The sequence below is a fragment of the Rhizobium sp. PP-CC-3G-465 genome, assembly GCF_004343445.1.
Classification (GTDB): Bacteria; Pseudomonadota; Alphaproteobacteria; order Rhizobiales; family Rhizobiaceae; genus Ferranicluibacter; species Ferranicluibacter rubi.
Genome location: NZ_SLYH01000001.1, coordinates 174,519 through 200,353, shown reverse-complemented (window position 1 = coordinate 200,353; position 25,835 = coordinate 174,519). Strand labels below are relative to the sequence as shown.

General features: G+C 63.5%; 28 protein-coding genes. 12 read left to right on the top strand and 16 right to left on the bottom strand.

The window, feature by feature from the left end; all coding sequences use genetic code 11:
• Window position 1: 1 nt before the first annotated feature.
• A complete protein-coding gene (locus tag C8J33_RS00920; RefSeq protein ID WP_245507122.1) occupies window positions 2-1,324 on the bottom strand; it encodes an ethanolamine ammonia-lyase subunit EutB in 1,323 nt (440 codons plus the stop codon).
• Window positions 1,325-1,802: 478 nt separating this feature from the next.
• Here C8J33_RS00920 and C8J33_RS00915 point away from each other — a divergent pair, with 478 nt between their 5' ends.
• The gene (locus tag C8J33_RS00915) at window positions 1,803-4,442 is read left to right on the top strand and encodes a glycosyltransferase (RefSeq protein ID WP_165929699.1); all 2,640 of its coding nucleotides are present in this window, start codon (window positions 1,803-1,805) and stop codon (window positions 4,440-4,442) included.
• 131 nt (window positions 4,443-4,573) lie between these two features.
• Here the strand turns inward: C8J33_RS00915 and C8J33_RS00910 are convergent, their stop codons facing one another.
• From C8J33_RS00910 to C8J33_RS00885, 6 genes are read right to left on the bottom strand one after another with little or no spacing between them, the layout of a single operon-like run.
• Complete coding sequence (locus C8J33_RS00910; protein WP_132662732.1) at window positions 4,574-5,329, bottom strand: ABC transporter ATP-binding protein; 756 nt, start codon at window positions 5,327-5,329, stop codon at window positions 4,574-4,576.
• Entirely contained in the window at window positions 5,326-6,159 is an 834-nt protein-coding gene (locus C8J33_RS00905; RefSeq protein ID WP_132662731.1) for an ABC transporter ATP-binding protein, read from the bottom strand. Before C8J33_RS00905 ends, C8J33_RS00910 begins: the two co-directional genes overlap by 4 nt.
• A complete protein-coding gene (locus tag C8J33_RS00900) occupies window positions 6,156-7,085 on the bottom strand; it encodes an ABC transporter permease (protein ID WP_110801758.1) in 930 nt (309 codons plus the stop codon). Before C8J33_RS00900 ends, C8J33_RS00905 begins: the two co-directional genes overlap by 4 nt.
• On the bottom strand, window positions 7,082-8,155 hold the full coding sequence (locus C8J33_RS00895; RefSeq protein ID WP_165929698.1) for an ABC transporter permease: 1,074 nt from the start codon (window positions 8,153-8,155) through the stop codon (window positions 7,082-7,084). Before C8J33_RS00895 ends, C8J33_RS00900 begins: the two co-directional genes overlap by 4 nt.
• A gap of 9 nt (window positions 8,156-8,164) precedes the next feature.
• On the bottom strand, window positions 8,165-9,808 hold the full coding sequence (locus C8J33_RS00890) for an ABC transporter substrate-binding protein (RefSeq protein ID WP_132662730.1): 1,644 nt from the start codon (window positions 9,806-9,808) through the stop codon (window positions 8,165-8,167).
• Between the two features lie 44 nt (window positions 9,809-9,852).
• Window positions 9,853-10,914 carry a dipeptidase gene (locus tag C8J33_RS00885; protein WP_132662728.1) on the bottom strand — a complete coding sequence of 354 codons (1,062 nt, stop codon included), beginning with the start codon at window positions 10,912-10,914 and terminating at the stop codon, window positions 9,853-9,855.
• A 308-nt stretch (window positions 10,915-11,222) separates the two neighbouring features.
• Between C8J33_RS00885 and C8J33_RS00880 the strand changes: the two genes are divergently transcribed.
• The gene (locus C8J33_RS00880) at window positions 11,223-12,437 is read left to right on the top strand and encodes an alpha/beta hydrolase (RefSeq protein ID WP_165910704.1); all 1,215 of its coding nucleotides are present in this window, start codon (window positions 11,223-11,225) and stop codon (window positions 12,435-12,437) included.
• Between the two features lie 108 nt (window positions 12,438-12,545).
• Here the strand turns inward: C8J33_RS00880 and C8J33_RS00875 are convergent, their stop codons facing one another.
• From C8J33_RS00875 to C8J33_RS00865, 3 genes are all read right to left on the bottom strand, one after another.
• Window positions 12,546-13,589 carry a Gfo/Idh/MocA family protein gene (locus C8J33_RS00875; protein WP_165916961.1) on the bottom strand — a complete coding sequence of 348 codons (1,044 nt, stop codon included), beginning with the start codon at window positions 13,587-13,589 and terminating at the stop codon, window positions 12,546-12,548.
• Window positions 13,590-13,597: 8 nt separating this feature from the next.
• Window positions 13,598-14,383, bottom strand: coding sequence for a ThuA domain-containing protein (locus C8J33_RS00870; RefSeq protein WP_165929697.1), 786 nt, complete (start codon window positions 14,381-14,383; stop codon window positions 13,598-13,600).
• Window positions 14,384-14,554: 171 nt separating this feature from the next.
• The gene (locus C8J33_RS00865) at window positions 14,555-14,887 is read right to left on the bottom strand and encodes an SMR family transporter (RefSeq protein ID WP_422038017.1); all 333 of its coding nucleotides are present in this window, start codon (window positions 14,885-14,887) and stop codon (window positions 14,555-14,557) included.
• 139 nt (window positions 14,888-15,026) lie between these two features.
• Between C8J33_RS00865 and C8J33_RS00860 the strand changes: the two genes are divergently transcribed.
• From C8J33_RS00860 to C8J33_RS00845, 4 genes are all read left to right on the top strand, one after another.
• On the top strand, window positions 15,027-15,281 hold the full coding sequence (locus C8J33_RS00860; protein WP_132662726.1) for a type II toxin-antitoxin system ParD family antitoxin: 255 nt from the start codon (window positions 15,027-15,029) through the stop codon (window positions 15,279-15,281).
• Window positions 15,281-15,574, top strand: a complete 294-nt coding sequence (locus C8J33_RS00855) for a type II toxin-antitoxin system RelE/ParE family toxin (protein WP_132664407.1) — start codon at window positions 15,281-15,283, stop codon at window positions 15,572-15,574. The genes C8J33_RS00860 and C8J33_RS00855 overlap by 1 nt, the downstream gene beginning before the upstream one ends.
• 148 nt (window positions 15,575-15,722) lie before the next feature.
• A complete protein-coding gene (locus C8J33_RS00850) occupies window positions 15,723-16,118 on the top strand; it encodes a group II truncated hemoglobin (protein WP_132664406.1) in 396 nt (131 codons plus the stop codon).
• A gap of 3 nt (window positions 16,119-16,121) precedes the next feature.
• On the top strand, window positions 16,122-16,496 hold the full coding sequence (locus C8J33_RS00845; protein WP_132662725.1) for a DUF423 domain-containing protein: 375 nt from the start codon (window positions 16,122-16,124) through the stop codon (window positions 16,494-16,496).
• An 86-nt stretch (window positions 16,497-16,582) separates the two neighbouring features.
• Here the strand turns inward: C8J33_RS00845 and C8J33_RS00840 are convergent, their stop codons facing one another.
• The 5 genes from C8J33_RS00840 to C8J33_RS00820 form a co-directional block, all read right to left on the bottom strand.
• Window positions 16,583-16,897, bottom strand: coding sequence for an antibiotic biosynthesis monooxygenase family protein (locus C8J33_RS00840; protein ID WP_132662724.1), 315 nt, complete (start codon window positions 16,895-16,897; stop codon window positions 16,583-16,585).
• Between the two features lie 4 nt (window positions 16,898-16,901).
• On the bottom strand, window positions 16,902-17,132 hold the full coding sequence (locus tag C8J33_RS00835) for a hypothetical protein (protein ID WP_132662722.1): 231 nt from the start codon (window positions 17,130-17,132) through the stop codon (window positions 16,902-16,904).
• A gap of 17 nt (window positions 17,133-17,149) precedes the next feature.
• Complete coding sequence (locus C8J33_RS00830) at window positions 17,150-17,557, bottom strand: DUF2325 domain-containing protein (protein ID WP_132662720.1); 408 nt, start codon at window positions 17,555-17,557, stop codon at window positions 17,150-17,152.
• A 153-nt stretch (window positions 17,558-17,710) separates the two neighbouring features.
• Window positions 17,711-18,634: an energy transducer TonB gene (locus tag C8J33_RS00825; RefSeq protein WP_110801768.1), complete on the bottom strand. Its 924-nt coding sequence runs from the start codon at window positions 18,632-18,634 to the stop codon at window positions 17,711-17,713.
• Window positions 18,635-18,655: 21 nt separating this feature from the next.
• Complete coding sequence (locus C8J33_RS00820; RefSeq protein ID WP_245507121.1) at window positions 18,656-19,051, bottom strand: hypothetical protein; 396 nt, start codon at window positions 19,049-19,051, stop codon at window positions 18,656-18,658.
• 225 nt (window positions 19,052-19,276) lie between these two features.
• On the opposite strand from C8J33_RS00820, the gene C8J33_RS00815 reads away from it, so the two are divergent.
• The 6 genes from C8J33_RS00815 to C8J33_RS00790 all read left to right on the top strand — a co-directional run bounded on the left by C8J33_RS00815 (window position 19,277) and on the right by C8J33_RS00790 (window position 24,241).
• Entirely contained in the window at window positions 19,277-20,332 is a 1,056-nt protein-coding gene (locus tag C8J33_RS00815) for a hemin-degrading factor (RefSeq protein WP_110801769.1), read from the top strand.
• Between the two features lie 11 nt (window positions 20,333-20,343).
• Window positions 20,344-21,264, top strand: coding sequence for a heme/hemin ABC transporter substrate-binding protein (locus C8J33_RS00810; protein WP_132662718.1), 921 nt, complete (start codon window positions 20,344-20,346; stop codon window positions 21,262-21,264).
• A complete protein-coding gene (locus C8J33_RS00805; protein ID WP_245507028.1) occupies window positions 21,251-22,423 on the top strand; it encodes a FecCD family ABC transporter permease in 1,173 nt (390 codons plus the stop codon). The genes C8J33_RS00810 and C8J33_RS00805 overlap by 14 nt, the downstream gene beginning before the upstream one ends.
• Before the next feature lie 5 nt (window positions 22,424-22,428).
• Complete coding sequence (locus C8J33_RS00800; RefSeq protein ID WP_132664403.1) at window positions 22,429-23,241, top strand: heme ABC transporter ATP-binding protein; 813 nt, start codon at window positions 22,429-22,431, stop codon at window positions 23,239-23,241.
• 146 nt (window positions 23,242-23,387) lie between these two features.
• Window positions 23,388-23,747, top strand: a complete 360-nt coding sequence (locus tag C8J33_RS00795) for a hypothetical protein (protein WP_132447735.1) — start codon at window positions 23,388-23,390, stop codon at window positions 23,745-23,747.
• Window positions 23,748-23,818: 71 nt separating this feature from the next.
• Window positions 23,819-24,241, top strand: coding sequence for a phage holin family protein (locus tag C8J33_RS00790; protein ID WP_110801772.1), 423 nt, complete (start codon window positions 23,819-23,821; stop codon window positions 24,239-24,241).
• A gap of 74 nt (window positions 24,242-24,315) precedes the next feature.
• On the opposite strand, the gene C8J33_RS00785 is transcribed toward C8J33_RS00790, so the two are convergent.
• Window positions 24,316-25,812: a sensor histidine kinase gene (locus C8J33_RS00785; RefSeq protein WP_132662716.1), complete on the bottom strand. Its 1,497-nt coding sequence runs from the start codon at window positions 25,810-25,812 to the stop codon at window positions 24,316-24,318.
• Window positions 25,813-25,835 lie beyond the last annotated feature (23 nt).

The window sequence follows — 25,835 nt, the reverse complement described above, 5'->3', positions numbered from 1 at the left end:
ATCAGGACGCCTCCAGAATGGTGAGCAAGGGATGGTCGAGCCCATGATGGGTCAGTTGACCGGCAGCGTCCGTCAGCCCCATGCGCTGCAGCCACGCCTCGAACTCCGGCGCGCGCTTGAGGCCGAGAACCTCGCGGATGTAGAGCTGGTCGTGGAACGAGGTCGACTGGTAGTTCAGCATGATATCATCAGCGCCGGGAACGCCGATGACGAAGTTGACGCCGGCAGCTCCCAACAGCGTCAGCAGCACGTCCATATCGTCCTGGTCCGCTTCGGCGTGGTTGGTGTAGCAGATGTCGCAGCCCATCGGCACGCCGAGCAGCTTGCCGCAGAAATGATCCTCCAGCCCTGCCCGCACGATCTGCTTGCCGTCCGCCAGATATTCCGGGCCGATGAAACCGACGACCGTATTGACGATCAGGGGATCGAACGCGCGGCAGACGGCATAGGCGCGGGCCTCGCAGGTCTGCTGATCGACGCCGTGATGACCGCCGGCCGAGAGCGCGGACCCCTGCCCCGTCTCGAAATACATGACATTGTCGCCGACGGTTCCGCGCTTGAGCGAAAGGGCGGCGTCGCGCCCTTCCCGCAGCACGTCGAGCGTCACGCCGAACGAATGGTTGGTCTTCTGCGTGCCGGCCACCGACTGGAACACCAGATCGATCGGCACGCCCCGCTCGATCATGCCGATCGACGAGGTCACATGCGTGAGGATGCACGTCTGCGTGGGAATGTCGTAGCGATGCACGATCTCGTCCAGCATATGGTTGAGGTCGCTCAGCACCGCAATGTTGTCGGAAGCGGGATTGATGCCGATCACCGCATCGCCGCAGCCGTACAACAGCCCATCGACGATACTGGCCGCAATGCCGCGCTTGTCGTCATAGGGATGGTTCGGCTGCAGCCGCACCGCCATCGTGCCGGCCAAGCCGATCGTGTTGCGGAAGCGCGTGACGACGCGACATTTCCGGGCGACGAGAATGAGATCCTGGTTGCGCATCAGCTTCGATACGGCCGCGACCATCTCGGGCGTCAGCCCGCGAGACAGCGCGGAGAGAACGGCCGGGTTCGCGACCGGCGTCAGCAACCAGTCCCGGAACTGCCCGACCGTCATGTGCGCAACCGGACGAAACGCGGTCGCGTCATGGCTGTCCATGATCAGCCGGGTGACATCATCGGCCTCGTAAGGAATGAGCGCCTCGGTGATAAACTGCTTCAGTGGCACGTCGGCAAGGCACATGCGGGCAGCAACGCTTTCTTCCGCGCTCGACGCCGCGACCCCGGCCAGTACATCGCCGGAGCGAAGCGGCGTAGCCTTGGCCATCAGCTGCTTCAGGTCGGCAAAGGCCCACAGGGTTCCCCCGGCAATGATGCGATAGGTCACGCGTCGTCTCCGCTTCATGCATCCGGACGACGACCGCCGAGCGACACTGCGCGTAACCCGGATCTCGCCATTCACTTCAGGACCGTCTGATACAGACCACGGTACGCCGAGCACCGCAAGGCAGAAATCGCTGCGGCGCACAATGCTTGCCGCACCGCAAGGAAAAATCACTTTCTTTGTTCAATGTGTTAGCCGTGACGGACCATAATTCGGGGCCGACGGAAGCCTGTCCTGCCATCGGAAAGCCTTGATATCCTTTGACAGTCAGTGCAGGTGCACTCTAAGAACACCGCATCGAACGGGCGCCCACGGCGCATATTTCATCTTTCAGATTTTCATTTCGAGGATATTCATGGCTGCCGGAAACTGGTTGGACCTCTTGAAAGGAACATCAAGCAAAAGCGCGACAGCGTCCCTCTTGCAAAGGGCGGATGCGGCGAACGCCGTCCACAATTGGGCAGAAGCTGCGCGTCTCTATGAACAGGTCCTCAAGGCCGATCCAACGAAAGTTGCGATCTGGATCCAGCTCGGTCATTGCCGTAAGGAAATGGGCGACATCGGCAGTGCCCGCAGCGCCTATGTGACCGCGAGCGAACTGGCACCCGATCAGTCTGAAGCTTACTTCCACCTTGCACATATGCTCCGCTTTCGCGGCGACATGTGGGGTGGATACGAGAACTTCCTCAAAGCCTTCGAGGCCGACGGCAACCCGGAAGCCGAAAAGGAACTGGGCCTGATGCTCGGTTCGGAATATTCCTATCCGGAAACGATCCGGATGATCGACGAGGTCTTCACCACGGAAGACTATCTCGAGCTGAACGGCGATATCGCATCGGCTGGCGTCGATCCGCGCCTCCACTACATCCTGTTCGGCTGGAAGGAAAAGCGGTCTCCCTCCCATATCTTCGACCCATGGTATTACGAGCGCCAGTACCGCAAGTACGTGAAGCCCGGCACCATGCCGCTGCTCCACTACGTCAAGAACCGCAGCAAGGGCTTTCGCGGCAACGCGCTCAGCGAAAAGCGCTGGTTCACGGCAAAGGCGCCGGAAAGCGACGCGTGGGACGCCCTCGCGCCAGCCATCCTCGGCGACAAGACGCGCGCCGTCGTCATCCTCCCGGTCTACAAGGGCTACGACGAAACGCTCGCCTCGGTCTATCACGCACTCGCCGCACGCGGCGAAGCGGCCTACAGCCTCCTCGTCATCAACGACTGCGGACCTGACAAGAAGCTCAACGCGGAACTGGCACGCCTCGGCGAAAAGGGCCTGTTCGACTATCACCTGAGCGAGAAGAACCGCGGCTTCGTCCAGACCTGCAACCACGCCATCGCAGATCTCTCGGGCGGCCTCGACGTGGTGCTCCTCAACTCCGACGCCTTCGTATTCCCCGGTTGGTTCGAGCGAATGATCGCCCATGCCGACAAGGATCCGAGCGTCGCCACCATCACGCCGCTCTCCAACAATGCAACGCTCTGCAGCTACCCGCTGCGCGACAAGAACAACCTCCTGTCGCTCGAATGCACGCCGGCCGAAATGAACGATATCGCCGGGCGCGCCAATGCGGGCGTCGCGGTGGAGGCACCGACCGGCGTCGGCTTCTGCTTTTACATGCGCCGCTCGGTTATCGAGGAAATCGGCGCGCTCGATCCCGTCGCCTTCAAGGTCGGCTATGGCGAAGAAAACGACTTCTGCATGCGCAGCCTGAATGCGGGATACAAGAACCTGCTCGCCTGCGACGTCTTCACCTTCCACGTCGGCTCCGTCTCCTTCTCCTCCTCCAAGGCGGAGAATTTCGATGCCGGGCAAAAGGCGCTGCTGCGCAAGCATCCGAACTACCCGTCGCTCGTGCGGTATCACTTCGAAGCCGACCCCGCACTGACGGCCCGCCGCACGCTGGATCGTGCGCGGCTGATCGACATGGCCAAGGGCGCGGCCCTGATGGTCACCCACAACTGGGGCGGCGGCATCGACACCTACCTGAAGGACAAGGCCGCCGAACTCGCCTTGCTCGGCACCAAGTCGCTGATGATGAAGGTCCATGATAACCACATGGTCTCCTTCTCGCAGGACGACATCTACGTGCCGAACCTCGTGGACATCGACATGCGCACGGAGATGGCCTTCGTGTTGCAGTTGCTCGCCGACCTTTCCCCGAGCCGCATCATGGTGAACTCGTTCGCCGGCCTGACCTGGGAATTCCACAGCGCCCTGCTCGCATCGCTCTCCAGCCTGAGCGCGGAAAAGACGCTGGTGCTCCATGATTACTCGGCCATCACCCACCACTACCAGCTGATCCGTCCCGACCAGATCTACGCCGGCCTGCCGACCATGGCGGATCTGCGCCAGTGGGCGCTGATGAAGAACCCGCAGGCGACCGACCCCTGCGATCCCGACATCCGCCACGCCGCCTACAACGCGTTTCTGGTGGATGCCAAGGTCGAGTCACCCAGCAAGGCGTCGGCCGAGATCTTCCGCACCTTCTTCCCGAAGGCCGATATCCGCGTCGTCCCGCACGAGGAAACATGGGATGTCCTGCCCGATGTCCTGCCGCGTCGCCCGGACGGGCAGATCCGTATCAGCCTCATCGGCGCCATCGGCTCTCACAAGGGTAGTGATATCCTGCTGGCATTGGCCAACGACTCCCGCGACCGCTATCTCGGCATCGACTACAGCGTGGTCGGCTATACCAATAACGATGAAGCTCTCGCAAAGGCCGATGTGGAGATAACCGGGGCCTATACGACGAACGAGGAAGCCTTCATCGAGCTCGAGCGCATCCAGCCCGACCTGATCTTCATCCCCAGCGTCTGGCCGGAAACCTTCTGCTATACGCTGTCGATCGCGCTGAAGACCGGTGTCCCCACGGTTGTCTTCGACCTCGGCGCCCAAGCCGATCGTATCCGCGAGGCCGGCACCGGCCATATCCTCGACCCGAAGCTGATCAACAGCCCGACCGCCCTGTCGGACGCGCTTCTGGCACTGGCGGAAATCAGATCGCAGCCCGCCACGACAGCGGCGGTCTCGGCGGAACCTGCCCGGAAGAGTGCGTCTCACTGAGATCGGCATCCCCGCGTGTCTGAAGAGACACGCGGGACATCCGTTTGCACGAAAAGCACGCAGACGCCGGCGGGCCGAAGACGGCCACCGACCCCATACACCTCAGATGTCTTGATGGACGGCGCTTGACGTCAAGCCTCCGTCCGGACGAAGCCCTTGCTCGCGACCATCAGGTTGCGCGTATAGTCCGCTGTGATCCGGCCTTCGACGAGATCGGACGCACTCAGATGCTCCACGACCTTGCCGTTGCGCATGACGGCGAGCTGGTCGCACATATGCGTCACGACGCCGAGGTCATGGCTGACCATCAGGAAGGTCAGGCCCCGGTCGCGCCGGATCTGCTCGAGCAGATTGAGCACCTCTGCCTGCACCGACGCATCGAGCGCGGATGTCGGCTCGTCCAGAAGCAGGATCGAGGGCTCGACGATCAGCGCCCGGGCAATCGCCACACGCTGGCGCTGCCCGCCGGAAAGCTGGTGGGAATAGCGGAACCGGAAGCCTGTCCCCAATCCCACCTCGTCCAGCGCCCGCGCGATGCGCGCCTCGGCGTCGGAAATGCCGTGGATCGCCAGCGGCTCCTGGAGCAGACGGTCGATGGTCTGTCGCGGATGCAGCGAGCCGTAGGGGTCCTGAAAGACCATCTGGACGTCGCGATAGAAGGCTTTGTCGCGCCGGCGCGGCTCGAGCGTCTGGCCGTTGACCTCCAGCGTGCCGGAGGCAACCGGCGCAAGGCCGGCAATCGCCCGCAGCAGCGTCGACTTGCCGGAACCGGACTCGCCGACGAGACCATAGGACTGCCCCTTCTCGACCGCGATGCTGACGCTGTCGAGCGCCTTGAAATCCTCGTAGATGACCGTGACGTCGCGTGCGGAAACGGCAATGTTCATAGGGCCCACTCCGGCTTGCGGTCGAGGACGGGTAGCGGATGCCGGTCGTTGCCGATGTCCGGCATGCAGGACAACAGCCCTTGCGTATAGGGATGGCGCGCATTGCGCAGATCGGCCGCTGCGATCTCCTCGACGATGCGCCCGGCATACATGACGATCACCCGGTCACAGAAGGACGACACCAGCCGCAGATCATGGCTGACGAAGATCAGGCCCATGCCGCGCTCTGACACCAGCTTGTCGAGAATGGCGAGCACGTCGAGCTGCACCGTCACGTCGAGGGCCGACGTCGGTTCGTCGGCGATCAGCAGTTCCGGCTCGGCGATCAGCATCATCGCGATCATCGCGCGCTGCCCCATACCACCGGAAACCTCGTGCGGATACAGGTCGAAGACGCGCGCGGCATCGCGGATCTGCACGGCCTCCAGCATGGCGATCGCCCGCTCCCTGGCCTCGAAAGACCCGATCTTGCGATGCGTGCGCAGCGTTTCCACGATCTGGCGGCCGATGGTCATGACGGGGTTCAGCGAATATTTCGGATCCTGCAGGATCATGGCGACACGGTTGCCGCGCAGGTCGCGCCTCTGGCGCGGCGACGCCTTGAGCAGATCGATGCCATCGAAATTCAGCGTCTTCGCCGTGATCCGCGCATGCGGTGGCGTCAGGCCCATGATGGCGCGACCGGTCTGGGATTTGCCAGAGCCGCTCTCCCCGACGATGCCGAGGCGTTCTCGCCCGAGCGAAAACGTCACCCCGCGCACGGCCTCCACCAGCCCGGTCCGCGTGGGAAAGCTGACGCGCAGGTCCTCGACGGTCAGGAGCGGGCTCATTGTCCGGCCTCGCGCGGGTCGAGGGCATCGCGAAGACCATCGCCCAGAAGGTTGAAGGCAAGGCTGACGAGCAGGATCGCAATGCCCGGCATGGTCGCCACCCACCACTGGTCGAGGATGAAACGACGGCCGGACGCGATCATCGCGCCCCATTCCGGCAGCGGCGGCTGAGCACCGAGCCCGAGGAAGCCGAGGCCAGCAGCCGTCAGAATGACGCCCGCCATGTCGAGCGTGATGCGCACGATCAGCGACGACAGACACATGGGCATCACATGCAGCAACACGATGCGCAGGGGCGACGCCCCCATCAGCCGCACCGCGGCGATGTAGTCGGCATTGCGCACGGTCATGGTTTCAGCCCGTGCGATGCGCGCATAGGGCGGCCAGGAGGTGACTGCGATGGCGAGCACCGCGTTCTCGATTCCCGGCCCGAGGGCCGCAACGAGCGCAAGCGCCAGGACGAGCTTCGGGAAGGCGAGAAAGATATCCGTGATCCGCATCAGCACCGCATCGACCCAGCCCCCGGCATAGCCGGCGACAGCACCGACGATGAGTCCGGTCGGTGCGGCGATGACGGCGACGAGGATGATAACAAACAGCGTCAGCCGGGAACCGTGCAGAAGCCGCGACAGGATATCGCGCCCCTGCTCGTCCGTACCGAGAAGATAACCGGGAGAGCCCGGCGGCAGCAGACGCGCGCCGGCGAGATTGCCGATGACGGGCGAATGGGGCGACAGCACGCCGGCAAAGATCGCCATGAGGATCAGCAACATGAGGATGCCGAGACCGACCAGCGCCAGCCGGTTGGCCGAAAACCGGCGCCAGGTCATGTAGGCCCGGCCGAGCCGCGCCTGCGTCCGCGATTGCGGCCGGTCGGAAAGAAGCCAGTCGCGCCGGCTCATGGGAACGGATGGTACAGCCGTCATCGCGCGCGCGTCCTCGGGTCGAGCGTCCGATAGAGAATATCGGACAGGATGTTGATGGCGATGAAGATGGAGCCGATCACGATCGTGCCACCGAGCACAGCGTTCATGTCGGCATTCTGCAGCGAATTGGTGATGTAAAGCCCGATGCCCGGCCAGGCGAACACCGTCTCGGTGAGCACCGAGCCTTCCAGAAGGCTCGCATAGGACAGCGCGATGACGGTGACGAGCGGCACGGCGGCATTGCGCAGCGCATGGAACCAGATGATCCGCGTCTCCGAAAGCCCCTTTGCCCGGGCCGCGACGATGTATTCCTGCGACAATTCATTCAGCATGAAATTGCGCGTCATCCGGCTGATATAGGCGAGAGAGACATAGCCAAGCAGGCTTGCCGGCAGGATGATGTGGCGGAAGACGTCGCGGAACACGTCCCACTGCCCTTGCCAGAGCGAATCCAGCAGGAAAAGCCCGGTTCTGGGTGTGAAAGTATATTCGTACACGACATCGATGCGGCCGGGAAAGGCAACCCAGCGAAGCTGCGCATAGAACAAGAGCAGCGACAGGAGCGCCAGCCAGAAGATCGGCACGGAATAACCGATCAGCCCGATGATGCGCACGGCCTGGTCGATCAGGCTGCCGCGCTTGACCGCCGCCAGAACCCCCAACGGCACGCCGATGAGGCTGCCGATCAGCGTTCCCAGCGTCGCAAGCTCGACGGTCGCCGGCAGGACGCGGCGGATGTCGGTCATGACCGGATTGGTGGTGAGCACCGACGTCCCGAAATTCCCCTGCAGCGCATCGCCGAGATAGCGAAAGAACTGCTGGTAGAGCGGCAGGTTCAGCCCCATCTCCTCGCGCACCCGCTCCACCACATGGGCGGGCGCCCGGTCGCCGAGAACGGCAAGCACCGGATCGATCGGAATCACCCGGCCGATAAAGAAGGTCACGGCGAGAAGGCCGAGATAGGTGGTGACGATGACCACGAGGAAGCGCGCGACAATAGCCGCCCGCCCCCGCGCCCGGGCGCCTTTCGAGCGCCCGGCCACCATCTGCGACGTTTCGGGAAGGGTCATGCGGTCGGCCTATTCCTTCGTCACGCCGCTCAGGAAGGTGTTGTCGAAACTAGGGCCGAGCTTGAAGCCGGTTACCGCCTTGCGAAGACCGGCGACTTCCGTCTTCTGGTAGACGATGGCGAACGGACCAACCTCGAGAAACTTCTTCTGAATATCCCGGTACATGGCCGCCCGCTTTTCGCCGTCCTTTTCCGTCAGGGCCGCTTTTGCCTCATCCGTCATAGCCTTCGGCACCTCCCAGGCGCTGCGCCATGCCAGCGTCTTCACCTTGCCCGCGTCGGAGTTGTCGTAGTTGATCGTGAACGTCTCGGCATTGGAGTTCGGATCGAAATAATCCTGGCCCCATTCACCGAAGTAGATTTCGTGCGTACGGGCACGGAACTTCGTCAGCACCTGCTTGCCATCGCCCGGAATGAGCTCGACCTTAATCCCCGCCTGCGCTGCCGTCTGCTGGAAGGACTCGGCAATCCCCGTTGCCGGCTGGGTGCTGCGGACATCCATGGTGATGCTGAAACCATCGGGAAGACCGGCCTTTGCCAGCAGTTCCTTGGCCTTCGCTACATCGAGCTTGTAAGGTTTCTCGTCGAGTTCGCCGAGAACGCCCTTCGGCAGGAAGGTCTGGTGAACCTCGCCGATACCCTTGATCAGCGTCGCGCCGATCGCGTCATAGTCGATCAGGTACTTCAACGCCTCGACCACCTCGGGCTTGGCGAGGTTCGGGTTTTTCTGATTGAAGGTGATGAAATAGACTAGGCCCTTGGGCGCGCTGTCGAAAGACAGATCGGCATTGCCGGATACGGACACCAGATCGTTCGGCTCGAGATTGCGGGCGATGTCGATATCGCCGTTCTCAAGCGCCAGACGCTGACCGGAGCTTTCCTTCAGATGCCGGTAGATCACGCGGGCGAGTTTCGGCTTTTCCCCGAAGTAAGTGTCGTTGCGCTCCAGAACGACCACTTCGTTGGCGCGCCATTCGCGCAACTTGAAAGGCCCCGAGCCGGCATAGTTCGTCTTCAGCCATGCATTGCCGAAATCGTTGTCGTATTTGTAATCGGCCGTCGGCGTGACAGGCGCGACATGGTCCAGCACCAGCTTCTTGTCCACCACCGCACCGACCGTTGCCGTGAGGCAATTCAGCACGAAGCTCGGCGCATAAGGCTTGTCGACGGTGAAGGTGAACGTCGCCGCATCGACGGCCTTGGCCTTTTCGGAAACATTGTCGCCGTTCAGACCGAACTGGGTCAGGATGAAGGCCGGGCTCTTGTCCATCTTGACGACACGCTCGATCGACCATGCGACATCTTCCGCGGTGATCGGGTTGCCGGAGGCAAACGTCATACCCGGCTTCAGCTTGAAGGTGTAGGTCAGACCGTCATCGGAAACGGTCCAGCTCTCGGCCAGGTCGCCCTTCACCTTCGACGTGTCGGCAAGGTCCAGCCGGACGAGAAGGTTGTAGGTGTTGGCGGTGACTTCGGCGGTCGAAAGCTCGAAGGCTTCACCCGGATCCATGGAAATGATGTCGTCGATCGCCCAGGCCTGAACCAGCGTGTCCGCGGGCGTCGCGGCATAGGCGGGTGCGGCCGCCGCCATGATGAGGGCGATCGCCGCCCCTGCCGTCAACCGTCGCATCGTCGTGCTGAAAGTATGCATCATCGCTCTGTTCCCTTTGTCATTCTGGCCTTTGCAGCCGTTGATCGTCAGCCCTGGTCGGTCTCGTGCCAGACCTTGGAAAGAACACGCAGCCAGTTTTCCCGGCAGAGTTTTGTAAGATCGTCCTCACCATAACCGGCGCTCCGCAGAGCGGCAATGAGGTTCTGGTTTCCACCCGCATCCGAAATCTCGGCAGGAATCGTTGCCCCGTCGAAGTCCGATCCGAGCGCGACGCAGTCGATTCCCATACGCTCGACCATGTAGTCCACATGGCGCACCATGTCGGAGAGCGGCGTCGCCGCATTCTCCTGGCCGTCCGGGCGCAGCATGGTCGTGGCATAGTTGAGGCCGGCCAGTCCGCCGCTTTCGCGGATCGCGTCCATCTGTTTGTCGGTCAGGTTCCGGGCCACGGGCGTCAGCGCATGGGCGTTGGAATGGCTGGCGATCAGCGGTGCCGTGCTGGCCTTCGCCACATCCCAGAAGCCCTTCTCGGTGATATGCGCGAGATCGATGGCGATACCGAGCCGGTCGCAGGCCCGCACGAGCGCGAAACCTGCATCCGTCAGGCCCGGGCCGGTGTCGGGGTCCATCGGATAGGCGAACGGCACGCCATGGCCGAAGATGTTGTGGCGGCTCCAGACGGGACCGAGCGACCGCAGGCCGGCCGCGTAGAACGTCTCGAGTGCCGCGAGATCGGCATCGATCGCCTCGCAGCCTTCCATATGCAGCACGGCTGCGAAAATACCGTCCGCCATCGCCTTGCGGATCTCCGCTGTCGTGCGGCAGAGGCGCCAGGCCTTCGCCTGATCGAGGCGCAGCGCGATGGCGGCAAATTGCAGGGCGATCTCCAGCGAGGGACCACGCTCCAGCGGCGCCGACATCGGCGTCACATAGTGTCCGTTCGCGTCCGGCTGTTTAAGGATCAGGTCGCCCGAGGGAATGTAGATGGCGCAGAGGCCACCCGCGAGACCACCCTTGGCTGCACGGGGGCCATCGATATGCCCGGAGGGCGTGCCATCCCGGAATTCCGCGACGGGATCCTGCCCACCCCGTGCGTGGCTCCAGAGCCGCAAGAGCACATCATTATGCCCGTCGAAAACTGCCTGCATTATCGAAAAACCTTCTAAAACAGGACATTACCCATCACATGACGCGCTGGATGCCTGTCGGCAAAATGAATGCTAGACAATGCGGCGGGGGCTTGCAACGGCGAACTGCAAACAAAATGGGCAGTGCACAGGAGAGACCCGGCGTGGCATTCGGGTGACGGTATCCCAGCAATTTGCGATGGACCAAGAAACGGTTTTCCGTGGCGCTTCAAATCTGGCAAGTCTCGGGCGAACAGATGAAGGGTTCCGTCATGATGACAGAGCAGCGGACAGGACGTCCGGCACCGTCCCTCTCCAGAAGCCTGCGCATGGCGGGTCTTCTCGCTCTGGCGCTCAGCCTGTCGGCCTGCGCCGGCCGGCCCGTCGGCGTGCTGATCCCTTCGGGCACCGCCCCCGGCGCGACCGAAGTCGATATGCTCGTCGCGACGACCCGCGCACCCTCGCAGCAGGCAGGCGTTCTCTATGGCGGCGAGCGCGGCACGGAGCTTTCGGCGGCCGAAATCGTCGTCTCCATCCCGCCGGATAAAAATCGCAAGATCGGTCAGGTGCAATGGCCGAAGCGCCTGCCGGCCGATCCATCGAAGGAATTTTCGACCGTTTCGGTGACGCCGCTCGCCGAGCGCGCGGAGGTGGAGACGTGGACGCGCGATTCGCTGCCGAAAAGCCGCCGCGTGCTGATCTTCGTCCACGGCTTCAACAATCGCTACGAGGACGCGGTCTATCGCTTTGCACAGATCGTGCACGACAGCCGGGCCGACGTGGCGCCGATCATCTTCACATGGCCGTCACGCGCCAGCATCTTCGACTACAACTACGACAAGGAAAGCACCAACTACTCCCGCGACGCGCTGGAAGACCTGCTGCGCCGAACCGCCAATGACCCCCGCATCTCCGACGTGACGATCATGGCGCATTCGATGGGCTCCTGGGTCACCGTCGAGGCGCTGCGCCAGATGGCGATCCGCGACGGACGCGTCGCGCCGAAGATCAACAACGTCATCCTCGCCTCCCCCGATCTCGACGTCGATGTGTTCGGCAAGCAGTGGGAGGCGATGGGGCCGAACAAGCCGAAATTCACCCTGTTCGTCTCACAGGACGACAGGGCGCTCTCCATCTCGCGCCGCATTTCCGGCAATGTGGAACGCCTCGGCCAGATCGACCCGACGCAGGAGCCCTATCGCACCAATCTGGAAAAGGCCGGCATCACCGTTCTCGATCTTACGGCGCTCCAGACCGGCGACCGCCTCAACCACGGCAAGTTCGCCGAAAGCCCGGAAATGGTCAAACTGCTCGGCAACCGCCTGATCGCCGGCCAGACTGTCACCGACAGCGATATCGGCCTCGGCGAACGCGTCGGCGCCGTGGCGCTCGGCACCGCGCAGACGGTGGGCAGCGCCGCCAGCATCGCGGTCAGCACCCCGATCCTGATCTTCGACCCGAAAACCCGCGAGAACTACCGCGGCCAGGTGGATCGCCTTGGAAGATCGGTCGGCGGCACGCTGGAGACGGCAACGGGGCAGTGATCCGTAGGATATGATAGCTGTCGCCTCCGGTCTTCGAGCCGGGGGCGACGTTCTTCTTTGCGCACATCCGTTAAAGCGTTGCAACCGAACGCCGGCCAAACGCTGCGCTCAAACAGCCATCTCCCGCCGTTCCCGCTCCGTCTCCAGCGCAAGGTCCAGCACCTTCTGCAGGTCGGCGGCGTGGCGGAAGCCGGGTTCGGCGGTCTTGCCGACCTTGATGGCGTCGATGAAGCGCTGGTAGTTGGTAAAGACGGTGCCAGGGTCGATGACCTTCCAGATGCCCTTTTCCACATCGTCGCCGAGGCAGGCGCGCAGCGTCGCGCCGTCCGGCGTGTGCACCACCTCCAGCGCGCCCTTGTCGCCATGCATCCGCAGGCGCAGCTCGTTCAGGTGGCCGACGGCCCAGCGGCTGGCATGAATGACGCCCATGGCGCCGTTGGTGAACTCGGCGGTCATGGTGAAGCTGTCGTTCGCATCGAGGTCGTACTCCCCGATCCGGTTGCCCGGCACCTTGTCGAAGGTCTTCAGCCGCGCGAAGACATGGTCGATCTCGGTGGCCGCGCCATAGCCGACGAAGTCGAGGATGTGGATGCCGACATCGCCGAGAACCCCGTTCGAGCCATGCTTGGTCGAAAGCCGCCACAACCATTGCGACTCCGTCGCCCAATCGCCCCAGGCCTTGGACACGAGCCAGCTCTGAAGATAAGACGCCTCGATGTGGCGCACCTGCCCGATCTCGCCAGAGATCACCAGCTGCCGCGCCTTCTGCACGGCGGCGACGTTGCGATAGGTCAGGTTCACCATCGTCACGAGGCCGGATTTCTCCGCCGCCGTCGCCATCTCGTCAGCCTTGGCGAAGTTTTCCGCCAAAGGCTTCTCGCAGAGCACGTGCTTGCCGGCCGCCAGCAGCGCCAGTGTCGTTGCATGGTGCACGCGGTCCGGCGTCACGTTCGCCACAGCATCGAATTCGCCCCAAGCGATCGCCTCGTCCAGCGACGTGAACGTCGTAGGGATATCGTGCCGCAGGGCGAAGGCGCGCACCCGGGCGTGGTCGACATCGACGGCTGCGACCAGCACGGCATCCGAGATCGTCTCGAAATTCATCGCATGGGTGTTTGCCATACCGCCGGTGCCGAGAATGAGGATCCGGATCGGCGCCATCACTTGTAGCCCTCTTCGCCGGCCTTGTGCAGACGCGGCCCGCGCTCCAAGATCGGCTCCAGCGCCCGCTCGACCGGAACGTTCGGCGCATCGTGGATCGATGTCAGCGCGCCCTGCGGGTTGTAGGCCCAGCGGACGGCATTCTTCAGCACCGTCTTCACATTGGCATCGTAATAGGTCGGGTAGGTCTCGTGGCCCGGACGGAAGTAAAAGATGTTGCCGGCACCGCGCCGCCAGGTCAGGCCGGAGCGGAACACCTCGCCTCCCGCAAACCAGGAGATGAACACCGTTTCCAGCGGCTCCGGCACGGAGAACTGCTCGCCATACATCTCCTCGTTCTCAAGCACGAAATTGTCGTCGAGACCCTCGGCGATCGGGTGGCGCGGATTGACGACCCAGACCCGCTCCCGCTCGCCTGCCTCGCGCCATTTCAGTGCGCAGGGCGTGCCCATCAGGCGCTTGAACGGCTTTGCGAAATGGCCGGAGTGCAGCACGATCAGGCCCATGCCTTCCCAGACGCGTTTCGCTACGCGCTCGACGATCTCGTCCTCGACATCGCCATGAGCCTTGTGGCCCCACCAGAGAAGCACGTCGGTTTTCGCAAGACGCGCCTCGGAGAGACCGTGTTCCGGCTCCTGCAGCGTGGCTGTCGTCGCTTCGATGTTCGGATGCTCGTTGAGGCCTGCGGCGATCGCGGTATGCATCCCGTTGGGGTAGACGCCTCCGACGATCGCATTCGTATGCTCGTGAATGTTCTCGCCCCAGACGACGGCACGAATAGTCATTATCATCTCCTGAAAACTCTGAAACAGCCCCAGCAAAAGCAAGGCCCAACGGCCGAAAAGGTTCCGGACACGCATCCGGGCGCCCCTCCAAAGCGCTTGCAGTGCTCAGCGATAGAACGAACATCGGCAGGGTGCAAGATGCGCCCATACGGCTCTAAGCAGACCCGACCTTCAGTGGAATGTGGATTTGGAAAACACGTTGATGACGATCACGCCCGCGATGATCAGCCCGAGCCCGAGCACGGCGGGAAGGTCGAGCCGCTGCCCGAAGGCAACGACACCGACGACCGAAATCAGCACGATGCCGAGGCCGCTCCAGATGGCATAGGCGATGCCGACGGGAATGGCGCGCAGCGTGTAGGACAGGCAGAAGAAGGCAATCGCGTAGCAGCCGACCATCACCAGCGTCGGCCCGAGCCGCGTGAAGTGCTGGGCTGCCTGCATGGCCGAGGTGCCGAGCACCTCGAAGACGATGGCGACGATCAGAACGGCGTAGAGCATCAAGGGACTCAAGGCGATCTCCGTACGGGGGAAAGTCGATCTTGGGTTCCGCCGGATGCCCGGTCAAGACCACTGTTTGCACGATCCGTCAGTTTGACAAAGTTTGCCATCGAGACGTATCCTGAACGAGAAGGAGACTCGAATGGCAACGATGAATGTGTCTCTACCGGACCCGATGAAAGAGTGGGTCGAAGCGCAAGCCAAGACCGGTCGGTATGCGAATGCAAGTGATTACGTTCGGGACCTTATCCGCAGGGATCAAACGCGCACGGACAAAATTGCCGAAATGCAACGCTTTGTCGATGACGGAATCGAGAGCGGTGTTGGGACCCGATCGAAAGACGACTTGTTTGCCGCAGCCGTTCGTCGTGCCAACGACGCCAGCAGACGCGCTTGATGCCGTTTAACCTCTCTGTCGAAGCGGAAGAGGATATCGTCGCAATCGCCGAACAAGGCGTCCGCGTCTTCGGCTCCTTGGTTGCCCGGCAATATCACGACGAGCTTTTTGCTGTGCTCGAACTCATAGCCTCGAACCCTCGAATGTCGCGTGAGCGCCACGAGATTTTTCCGCCTGTCAGGATCCATCCTTTCAAGGCTCATATCGTCGTCTATCGGGTCGGTGATGACGGGAGTATCTTCGTGATCCGTATTCGCCACGGGCATGAGGACTGGATCGGAGAAAGTCTCTGACACTCCGCAGCATGGCCCCGATTCACCATGAGAGCGCGAAGCAGCGACCAATTGAATCGGCTGGAGAATCTTCTCGTCTCTGCAAATCGGGTTTAAGACGCTCATCGCAGATGTGAAGACGCCCCTGCCTGAGACCGGAATGCCCGCCATGGAAGACGCCCGCACCACCACTCTCTACGACGCGATCGGCGGCGACGACGCCTTGCGGACCCTGACGCGCCGCTTCTACGAGATCATGGATACGGCGCCGGAGGCTGCCGCCTGCCGCGCCGTCCACCCGCCATCGCTCGCGGGCAGCGAGGCGAAGCTTTATGACTACCTCACGGGATGGCTCGGCGGGCCGCCGCTCTATACCGACAAGCACGGCCATCCGATGCTGCGCCGTCGTCATTTCGCAGCCTCCATCGGCCCGGAAGAAATCGAAGGCTGGCTCTTCTGCTTTGAAAAGGCGCTGGAAGAAAGCGTCGAACATCCCGAGCTTCGCAGGATCATTCTGGAGCCGGTGACGAGGCTCGCCCATCACATGCACAACCGGGAGGGCTGAGAGATGGCCGAGCGCCTGCAATCCTTGCTAATGGCCGTGTTCCCGGTCGCCGCCGGCCTCCTCGGCCTTTCCGGCGTGGCGCTTGCCGCAGCGGCATCGCACGGCGCGGATCCCCGCCTCCTCGGCGGCGCCTCCGCAATGTGTCTCGCGCACGCCCCGGCGCTGCTGGCACTGGCAGGCCTCGGTTCCCGCCTTCGCCTCGCCCCTGCCGCCGGCGCGGCCATGGCGCTGGGGACAGCCATTTTCGCAGGCGATCTCGTGCTGCGGCATGTGGCGGGCCGCGGGCTTTTCCCCATGTCGGCGCCGCTTGGCGGCATGCTCATGATGCTCGGCTGGGCTTTGATTGCCGTCGGCGCCATCCTGCCGAAGAAGGCCTGAAAGCAAATCGGCCTTCACCGTCACACGGCAAAGGCCAATGATGTCATAGGCTTGGCAAAACTGCCGGAATCAATTCGGCAGGCTCTTCACGCACCGTCTACGACGGTGAAGCCTTCGAACTTCGGCGGACCCAGATAGAGCGCGCGATTTTCGCCGGCATTGCGGTGGGCCGCGCGAAAATTCTCGGATTTGGTCCAGGCGACGAAATCGTCGTGGCTGTTCCAAGTCGAAGACGAGACGAACAACGTGTAGCCTTCGTCCGCGACCGTCTCGCCCCGCAGCAGCCGGAATTCCTTGAAGCCCGGGTTCTCGGCCAGGCTGGAATCGCGATTCTTCCAGATCGCCTCGAAGGCCTCTTCCTGGCCGAGCGCAATCCGGAACCGGTTCATGGCAAAATACATCGCTTCACATTCCCTTCGTAACGGTCTCCGGCGCGTGAGGTTCGCCGCGCTGCGGGAAGCGAACGATAACGCCGCACGGCCCGGACGCAACCCCCTGATGACAGGAACGTGCCCGGCGCGGCAGGAACGGAACGACGTTGGCACCCGCCATCGGCGCCTCGCTCAAGGCGCGGAGCTCGGGAAGCGCCTCGGCCGGTTGAAGCCCCAGAAAAGCGAAGAGAGTATCGTCCTGCATGGAAAATCCGTTCCGCGTCAGTTCGCGCGCGAGCGTGCCGCCTGCATGTCGTGAAGCGCACGTTCGAGGCTGGACTTGCTGCCGTTGCGCAGCGGCACGAAGGCCTTACCGAACTTCTTGCAGCCGGTCTTCACCCGCAGGCAGGCATCGTGGCTGATACAGTCGATCGGGCAAAAGACGCAATCGACGGAGGGAAGAACGTTGTCGATCCGCGAAACGGCCTCGCGCAGGCCGCCATCGTGATGGATCAGCTCCGCACCGAAATTGCTGGCGATCTGGCGCAGATGCGCGACCTGACAATCCCGCCCGCCGACATAGAGGAAGCTGCGAACGTTCAGCGCTTCTTGCACGGCCGGCGCTGCAGGTGCCGGGGTGGTCGCCGAACGCTTCTGTTTTGTCCGCTGCTGCTGACGCTTGTCGCCCATGGTGGATCTCCGGGTTCCATCTGCAGGCACGTCTCGCGCCGCTTCTTCTGCAGCGACCCTAGTAAACTTGATAAAAAGAGTAAAGTTAAAACATGATCGTTTTTGTCATATTTTAACGTCCGCTCACGCAAACGTCATCGACAGCGTGAAGCCTCAGCGCGTGAACGAGATCGGAGCGTTGAAAAGCCATGTCGATTTTCCGGATGCTTCCGGAATTTTCGGGGACCGCATACGGCGTGCGGCATCGAGCGCCGCAGAATCCAGCACAGGCGAGCCACTGCTTCTGGTCACCTTCAAGCCGCTTACGCTTCCATTGGCCGCAAGCACGAACTGTACCTGAACCACCCCTTTCACGCCGTTGCTCTCGGCGCGGGATGGATAACGAACGGCCCGCTGCAGCGCGCTGCGAACCTTGCCCTCAAAATTCGAGAACGACGCATCGCCCGCCGAGCTGGCTCTCGTCCCCTTGCCAGCGGAGGTCGCAGCCGCCAGTTTCGAGCCATCTTCCCGACCCTTGTTGGCGCCGGCTTCCGACTGGCCTTCCTTGCCGGATTTGACGGGCGCCGGCTTCTTCTTCGGCTTCTCGACCTCGGCTTTCTTCACAGGCGCAGGCTTGCGTGCCGGTGGCTTCTCCGCCACTTCCGGCGGCGTTTCGGGACGAGTCTCGGGAACCACCGTCGCAACGGGCGGTAGCGAAGCGACCACCTCGGGCTCCTCGGCGACAACTGGCGGCTCTGCATCTGCGGGAAGGATGACGTCGGCCTCGGTCGGAACCGTCTCCGGCACCACCTCGGAAACCGTCTCGGTCGGCGTCGGCGTCTCGCTCTCCGTCATCTCGGGTTCGAGCGCGGCAACGTCGTCGGGCGGCGTTTCAACCGGGGTGATTGTGTCGGAGATCGCGCCCGACTCGACGGTATCCTCGAACGCGTTTCCGAGAAGTGCGATCTGCATCTCTTCCCCGCCTTGCGTCGCGGCAAAGGGCGGCGGCGGCGCATCCGGCAGGAAGGCGATCGCCGCACCGGCATGGGCCGCTACCGAGACTGACAGGGCCAGAGCCCATTTCGCCGCTTTCTTCATCGCGCGTTCCAATCCTTCCCCTCAGCCCTTCAGCCCGACGGTCGACTTCGAGCCGGTCCGCAGACCCTGCATGCAGGCACCCTTGTCGATGCCCTCACCGGTGCAGACAGGGGCGTCGTTGATCAGCAGGCTGCCGAGCGCATCGCACTTCGTTCCCGCCAGGTCGAACTGCCGCACCTTGGTCTTGCCGGCCGGCAAGTCGCGGAAGTCGAGCACCGCCATCCGCTCGACACGTCCCTTCTGGTCGAACAACACGAATTCGAACGAGACCTTGGACAGCGGCTGCGCCAAATCGTTACCTGCAACGAAGGTCAGCTTGCAGCCGCGCTCGGAGGTCGCAACATCGTTCAGCTCGACCGAAAGCCCGGCAACGGCCGTTTCGGCGCCCTGTGCGAAGACGGGCGCGAACGACGTCATCAGCGCGAGCGAGGAAAGGGCAACGATAAGCGACAAGGGGCGGCGGATCATGGTGCGGAACTCCGGGACGATGGTCTGGGCCGGCACGTCGTCCACGAGGGAACGTTGCTGGCGTATTGCGTCCATATTAAAAGATGAGTTATGAAGTCAAGATAGAAGGCGTCCCGATGCCCGGAAAAGCAGCGTCTTCCGACCGAAAAATGCCGTTTAAGCAGGTAGTGAATCATGACCGAACCGAACCGTCCCTCTCCCGCAGACATCCGCGCCTACCGGGCTGAACACCCGAAAATGCGCGAGCGCGAGATCGCCGCACAGCTCGGCATTTCGGAAGCGGCCCTCGTTGCGGCCGAATGCGGGCTGACGGCGATCCGGATCGATTCGGACGCCAACCGCCTGCTGGAGTTCGCACCGCAGCTTGGCGAAGTCATGGCGCTGACCCGCAACGAAAGTGCCGTTCACGAGAAGATCGGCCTGTTCGAAACACCGAAGACCGGCAAAGGCGCGTCCATCGTGCTTGGCGAGAACATCGACCTTCGTGTATTCCCGGGCGCCTGGGCACATGCCTTCGCCGTGACCAAGACGGATGGCGAGGACGTTCGTCGCAGCCTGCAGTATTTCGACAGCCACGGCACCGCCGTCCACAAGGTACACCTGCGCCCGGCCTCCAATCTCGAAGCCTATCACCGCCTTGTGAAGGAATTTGCGCTGGAGGATCAGTCCCAAACCTTCATCGCAGAAGTGCCCGCGCCCGTCTCAGTGACCGAAACGGAAGCCGTCGATCTCGAAGGCCTGCGCGACGGCTGGAGCAGTATGACCGACACGCACCAGTTCCACGGCCTGCTGCGCAAGCTGAAGATCGAGCGCCGTGCCGCCCTGCACGCGATCGGCGATGACTACGCCTGGCAGCTCGATGGCAGCGCCGTCGAGGCGATGATGCGCGGCTCGGCAGCAGTGGCCCTGCCGCTGATGTGCTTCGTCGGCAATCAGGGCATCATCCAGATCCATTCCGGCCCGGTCGAGAACATCAAGACCATGGGGCCCTGGCTCAACGTCATGGACCCCACCTTTCACCTGCATCTGCGCACGGACCAGCTCGCCGAGATCTGGGCGGTGCGCAAGCCGACGGCCGATGGCCATGTGACATCGCTGGAGGCGCTGGACGCCCGCGGCGAAATGGTCATCCAGTTCTTCGGCAAGCGCAAGGAAGGCGTCGCCGAACGCGAGGAATGGCGTTCCATCATGGAGGCTCTGCCGCGCCTCGATCTCACCGTCGCTGCCTGAAGGACCGTCTCATGACCCTGCGTTTCGACCGCCGGCTGCGCGCCGATCTTGCGCCTCTCAGTCTCGCCCTCCTCATCCTCGCAGTGCCTCTGGCTGCAGTCACACAGGCCGTGGCGCAGGATGCCAAGCCCATCGACACCTCCCGTCTCGTTTCCGTCGGCGGCGACGTGACGGAGATCATTTATGCGCTCGGCGAGGAGAAACGGCTGGTCGGGCGCGATTCCACCAGCATCTACCCCGAAGCGGCGACGGAGGTTCCCGATGTCGGCTACATGCGCCAGCTCTCGCCGGAAGGCATCATGGCGACGAATCCGACCGCCATCCTCGCGGTCGAAGGCAGCGGCCCGCCTGAGACGCTTGCCGTCCTGAAGAACGCCGCCATCCCCATGGAAACCGTACCGGAACGCTATGACGGTGCCGGCATCGTCGCCAAGATCGAGCGCGTCGGTGCCGTCCTCGGCGTGAAAGACAAGGCGAGCGCGCTGGCCGCAACGGTCAAGGCCGACCTCGATGCAGCCGTGGCCGCCGCCGATGCCCGGCCGCACGCAGAGCGCAAGCGCGTTCTCTTCATCCTCAGCATGCAGAGCGGCAAGATCATGGCCGCGGGCCAAGGCACGTCGGCCGATGCCATCGTCGAACTGTCGGGCGCCATCAACGCGACGGACACGTTTCAGGGCTACAAGCCCGTCACCGACGAAGCGATCATCGAAGCAAAGCCGGATCTCGTGCTGATGATGACGCGCGGCGGATCGCACAGCGCCTCCGACGAGGAGCTGTTCAAGCAGCCCGCGCTGGCGCTGACGCCCGCTGCTGCGAAGAAGAGCGTCATCCGCATGGACGGCCTCCACCTCCTCGGCTTCGGCCCGCGCACCGCCAGCGCCGTGCGCGAGCTGAACGGCGCGATCTACGGAAAAGCGAATGCATCCCAGTAACGCCGTCACGGGCGATATCATGGCCCCTGACCCGCAGCCGTCCCAGCGCCGCCAGACCGCTCCGGCACCGCGCCTCTCTCCTCTTGCCGGCATCCGGGCAGACTGGGCGGCGGGCGATCGCTCGCGCCTTGCGCGGCTGCTGATCGTGGCGCTCGTCGGCATCACCATCCTCGCCTTCGGTGCCTCGGTCATGACAGGTGCCGCCGATGCGTCGATCGGCAACCTCCTGCGCTGGCTCACCGGCACGGAAACCGCAGAGGCCGCGCTCAGCCTGCGTGATCGCATCATCATTCTCGACATTCGCCTGCCCCGCGCCGTCCTCGGCCTGCTGGTGGGGGCGGCACTTGCCGTCTCCGGCGCCGTCATGCAGGGCCTGTTCCGCAATCCGCTGGCCGATCCCGGCCTTGTCGGCGTCTCCGCCGGTGCGGGTCTCGGGGCCGTGCTCACCATCGTGCTCGGCGCGTCCGTCTTCGGCCCGCTCTTCGCGCTTGTCGGGATCTATGCGCTTCCGGTCGCCGCTTTCCTCGGCGCCCTGCTGACGACCTTCCTCCTCTACCGGATCGCGACGCGGGGCGGGCAGACCTCCGTCGCCACCATGCTGCTGGCCGGCGTCGCGCTCGCAGCCCTTGCCGGCGCCGTCACGGGCGTGCTCATCTTCGTCGCCGACGACAAGCAGTTGCGCGATCTCACCTTCTGGGGCCTCGGCTCTCTCGCCGGCGCCAGCTGGGCGAAAATCGCCGGTGCCGCACCCATCATCCTGCTCTCGCTCGCCGTCGTGCCGTTTCTCGCACGCGGCCTCAACGCCCTGACGCTCGGCGAAGCTGCGGCCTTCCACATGGGCGTTCCGGTCCAGCGCCTGAAGACGGTGGCCGTGGTCACCGTCGCCGCATCCACGGGCGCGGCCGTCGCGGTCAGCGGCGGCATCGGCTTCGTCGGCATCGTCGTGCCGCATGTACTGCGCCTGCTGATCGGCCCCGACAATCGCTATCTCCTGCCGGCCTCCGCCCTCCTCGGCGGCACGCTGCTGATCGTCGCCGACATGGTCGCCCGCACCATCGTGCCCCCGGCCGAACTGCCGATCGGCATCATCACCGCCTTTGCGGGCGCACCGTTCTTCCTCTGGATCCTGCTGCGCGGCCGCACGCAGATGGGCTTGTGACGCCGATGATCGAAGCGCTCAATGTGCATGTTCGCCTTGGCAGCAAGGCCGTCCTTCATGATGTCTGCCTCACCGCCCGGGCAGGCGAGCTGACCGCGATCGTCGGCCCCAACGGCTCCGGCAAGACGACGACGATGAAGGCGCTGGCCGGCGAGATCGCCTGCGACGGCCGCGTCCTGATCGGCGGCGACGACATCCGCAGCCTTAAGCCGTGGCAGCTGGCGACGAGGCGCGCCGTTCTCCCGCAAGCCAGCATCATCTCCTTTCCCTTCACGGTCCGCGAGATCGTGCGCATGGGCCTCACCGTCGGCGCGTCCACGACGCGCGCGAACGGCATGCCTGCCGATCCCGGCCTCGTGGATCGCATTACGCAGGATGCTCTCGAAGCCGTCGATCTCGGCGGTTTTGCCGGCCGGTTCTACCAGGAACTTTCCGGCGGCGAGCAGCAGCGCGTGCAGCTCGCCCGGGCGCTCAGCCAGATCTGGGAACCGGTGCGCGACGGACGCCCGGCCTTCCTGCTTCTCGACGAGCCGGTCTCCAGCCTCGACATCCGCCACCAGCTGACCATCATGCGGCTGGCTGCCGACTATTGCCAGCGCGGCGGCGGCGTGGTCGCGATCATGCACGATCTCAACCTGACGGCCATGTTCGCCGATCACATCGTCATGATGAAGGACGGCCGCGTGGTCGAAGCAGGTCCTCCGGTATCCGTCCTGACCGACGAGACGATGGAAACCGTCTTCGGCTGCCCGATGCGCGTCAGCGCCTTGCCCCCCGCCGGCATCCCCTTCGTACTGCCGCAAACCGCCATCCTCTAGACGCCTTCCTTGGCTGCCTCATCCCGGCAAAGTGTGCCCTCAAGGCACCCTGCCGGGAACAAAACGCCGTTCTCCGCGTTTGCGGTGCACAAGGTCGGGCTGTTCCGACCGGCGTCGTAGAACCCGCGGCAACTAAGGAGTAAATCATGTCTCTCGGTCTGTTTTCCAGCTCGTCCAGCCGCAAGCGTCAGCACCTCTTGGGTGGCGCTATCGAAGATCAGCTGAGCGATCTGCGTAGCGACATCGCATCGCTCGCCAATCTCGTCTCCAAGCGCGGCAGCAAGGCAAGCCACACCTTGTCCTCGCGCGCCAGCGACGTGCGCGGTCAGGCTGAAAACGGCCTTTCCGACGTGATGGATGGCGCAGAGCAGCTTCTCTCCGATCTCCGTCACCGTTACGCCTCAACGGAGCGTCAGGTGCGCCACACGGTGCGCGAACATCCCCTCGCCACCGTCGGCGCCATTGCAGCGCTCGGCATCGCCATTATTGCGTTGTCGCGCCGCTAAGGCACCGTTATCGGTTTTTGACGCCGTCCCTCCCCGAGGGGCGGCTTTTCAGGGTTTGAGGGAGAATTTGCATGGGGTCTTTGGCGGCACTACTGTCGGGCGTCGTACTCACTGACATTTCAACGATCGTCGCACGGACGAAACGCAACGCCATCTTCATGGCGATCGCCGGCGTCTTCTTCCTGACCGCCTACGTTTTCCTGCTCGTCGCAGGCACGATTGCGCTTGCTGATGCCTATGGCATGCTCCCGGCAACGCTGATCATGGGCGGCGTCTTCATCGCCATCGCCGTCATTCTGTTCATCATCATGTCAGCCATGGCCTCCGCTGAAAAGCGCCGCGCGGCCGAGCGTCGCCGCCAGTCGCAGCTGAAGACCAACGTCGCTGTCACCACAGCTTTGACCGTTTTCCGCCGTAAGCCCCTTGTGGCAGCGGGTGTCGCCATGGCCGTCGGTGCCCTCCTCGGCGTCACACGCGGACGCCATGACGACTGAGGCTCCAGCATCCATATGCGAACATGAAAAAAGGCCCTCCGGGGCCTTTTTTACGTCCGCAACATTGGCACTCTTTACAGAGGAAGCCGTACGAGGGCGGTCACGCCGGCGGCAAGATATTCCACCTTCACCGAACTGCCCATGACCTTGTCGAGGCTCCGCTCGATCAGGATAGAGCCGAAGCCGCGCCGGCTCGGCGCCTGCACCTTGGGACCACCGACTTCGGTCCAGGTCAGGTTGAGGATACGCCCCGTCTCTTCCTGATGCCCTCGTGCCGTGATGACGATACGCCCATCGGGAACCGAGAGAGCACCGTATTTATAGGCGTTGGTCGCCAGTTCGTGGAGGACAAGGCCGAGGCCCACGGCCTGGTCCGGGCCGAGAAGAATCTCGTCCTTATGGATCTCGATCTGAGCCTCATAATCCCGCACATGCGGCGAAAGCTGTTTCTTAAGCAGCGCCGCCAGCCGGATCTCGCCCCATTCGTGGTCTGAGAGCAGACCATGCGCCTCGGAGATCGCCTGAAGGCGTCCGGCGAAGGCCGTCATGAACTCCTGCGGATCGCTCGTCTGCCGCAAGGTCTGCCGGGCGAGCGACTGCAGCATGGCCAGCGTGTTCTTGACCCGGTGATTGAGCTCGCGCAGAAGCAGACGCGTGCGCTGCGTCGTGGACTGCTCGGCCGTAACGTCGATATTGACGCCGAGAAAGCTCTTCGGCTTGCCGGAGGCATCGCGCTCGTGCACACGCCCACGCCCCAGCACCCAGCGGCCCGTCGTCTCGACGCGAAACGTGCTGGCATATTCCGCATCTTCGGTCATCGCGGCGCGCAGATTGTCCAGCATGCCGGCCCGATCTTCCGGGTGAATGAAGCCGATGATGTCGCGCGCGCTCATCGTTGTCGCGGTCACACCGAACATCCGCGACATCGCGGCATTACAGGTCACCTGTCCGGTCTCCGCGTCCCAGAGCCAGCTGCCGACATTGGCAGCCTCCAGCGCTTGTGCATGCCGCTTCTCGTCACGCGAGAGCACCTCGGCCCGCGCGGCGCGAGCGCGCGCATCCTCCTTGAAGCTCATAAGGCGCGATGCGATGCGCGCCAGACGCTGCAACTGCGCCGTCAGCGCCTCCGGCACATCGAGGCGCGGCACTCGGTCGATGACGCAGACCATGCCCACGGCATGCCCCTCCACCAGCAGCGGCGCACCGGCATAGAAGCGCACGCCATCCGCCACGCAAGGCTGGGTGGCGAACCGGGGATCGCTGGCCGCATCCCGCACGACAAAAGGCGCCGCCGGATGGGTCGCCACCGCATGCGCGCCGAAACAGGTGAACGCATCGATCTCGGAAAGGTCGGTCCCGACACGGGCGATCACCCATTCGCGCCGGTCGTCGATGAGGGTCAGGAGCGCCACGGGTGCGTCGAAGATGCCGGCGGCAACCTCCACGATTTCCTGGAATTCGGCCGACATGCCGAGACGTCCCGGTTGAAGCGACCGCAGGGCGGCAAGCCTGCGTTGATCCAGAATGATCGCAGGGATATCTGGCAGCAAATCCGGTTTCGTCTCAGTCATCAACACTCGCCTGCGGCATCCCC

Bases quoted from the DNA above. Each gene is read 5' to 3' on its own strand.
- C8J33_RS00920 (WP_245507122.1), bottom strand. From the start codon at position 1,324: ATGGCCAAGGCTACGCCGCTTCGCTCCGGCGATGTACTGGCCGGGGTC.
- C8J33_RS00910 (WP_132662732.1), bottom strand. From the start codon at position 5,329: ATGAACATTGCCGTTTCCGCACGCGACGTCACGGTCATCTACGAGGAT.
- C8J33_RS00905 (WP_132662731.1), bottom strand. From the start codon at position 6,159: ATGAGCCCGCTCCTGACCGTCGAGGACCTGCGCGTCAGCTTTCCCACG.
- C8J33_RS00900 (WP_110801758.1), bottom strand. From the start codon at position 7,085: ATGACGGCTGTACCATCCGTTCCCATGAGCCGGCGCGACTGGCTTCTT.
- C8J33_RS00895 (WP_165929698.1), bottom strand. From the start codon at position 8,155: ATGACCCTTCCCGAAACGTCGCAGATGGTGGCCGGGCGCTCGAAAGGC.
- C8J33_RS00890 (WP_132662730.1), bottom strand. From the start codon at position 9,808: ATGATGCATACTTTCAGCACGACGATGCGACGGTTGACGGCAGGGGCG.
- C8J33_RS00885 (WP_132662728.1), bottom strand. From the start codon at position 10,914: ATGCAGGCAGTTTTCGACGGGCATAATGATGTGCTCTTGCGGCTCTGG.
- C8J33_RS00880 (WP_165910704.1), top strand. From the start codon at position 11,223: ATGGCGGGTCTTCTCGCTCTGGCGCTCAGCCTGTCGGCCTGCGCCGGC.
- C8J33_RS00870 (WP_165929697.1), bottom strand. From the start codon at position 14,383: ATGACTATTCGTGCCGTCGTCTGGGGCGAGAACATTCACGAGCATACG.
- C8J33_RS00860 (WP_132662726.1), top strand. From the start codon at position 15,027: ATGGCAACGATGAATGTGTCTCTACCGGACCCGATGAAAGAGTGGGTC.
- C8J33_RS00855 (WP_132664407.1), top strand. From the start codon at position 15,281: ATGCCGTTTAACCTCTCTGTCGAAGCGGAAGAGGATATCGTCGCAATC.
- C8J33_RS00850 (WP_132664406.1), top strand. From the start codon at position 15,723: ATGGAAGACGCCCGCACCACCACTCTCTACGACGCGATCGGCGGCGAC.
- C8J33_RS00845 (WP_132662725.1), top strand. From the start codon at position 16,122: ATGGCCGAGCGCCTGCAATCCTTGCTAATGGCCGTGTTCCCGGTCGCC.
- C8J33_RS00840 (WP_132662724.1), bottom strand. From the start codon at position 16,897: ATGTATTTTGCCATGAACCGGTTCCGGATTGCGCTCGGCCAGGAAGAG.
- C8J33_RS00835 (WP_132662722.1), bottom strand. From the start codon at position 17,132: ATGCAGGACGATACTCTCTTCGCTTTTCTGGGGCTTCAACCGGCCGAG.
- C8J33_RS00830 (WP_132662720.1), bottom strand. From the start codon at position 17,557: ATGGGCGACAAGCGTCAGCAGCAGCGGACAAAACAGAAGCGTTCGGCG.
- C8J33_RS00825 (WP_110801768.1), bottom strand. From the start codon at position 18,634: ATGAAGAAAGCGGCGAAATGGGCTCTGGCCCTGTCAGTCTCGGTAGCG.
- C8J33_RS00820 (WP_245507121.1), bottom strand. From the start codon at position 19,051: ATGACGTCGTTCGCGCCCGTCTTCGCACAGGGCGCCGAAACGGCCGTT.
- C8J33_RS00815 (WP_110801769.1), top strand. From the start codon at position 19,277: ATGACCGAACCGAACCGTCCCTCTCCCGCAGACATCCGCGCCTACCGG.
- C8J33_RS00810 (WP_132662718.1), top strand. From the start codon at position 20,344: ATGACCCTGCGTTTCGACCGCCGGCTGCGCGCCGATCTTGCGCCTCTC.
- C8J33_RS00805 (WP_245507028.1), top strand. From the start codon at position 21,251: ATGCATCCCAGTAACGCCGTCACGGGCGATATCATGGCCCCTGACCCG.
- C8J33_RS00800 (WP_132664403.1), top strand. From the start codon at position 22,429: ATGATCGAAGCGCTCAATGTGCATGTTCGCCTTGGCAGCAAGGCCGTC.
- C8J33_RS00795 (WP_132447735.1), top strand. From the start codon at position 23,388: ATGTCTCTCGGTCTGTTTTCCAGCTCGTCCAGCCGCAAGCGTCAGCAC.
- C8J33_RS00790 (WP_110801772.1), top strand. From the start codon at position 23,819: ATGGGGTCTTTGGCGGCACTACTGTCGGGCGTCGTACTCACTGACATT.
- C8J33_RS00785 (WP_132662716.1), bottom strand. From the start codon at position 25,812: ATGACTGAGACGAAACCGGATTTGCTGCCAGATATCCCTGCGATCATT.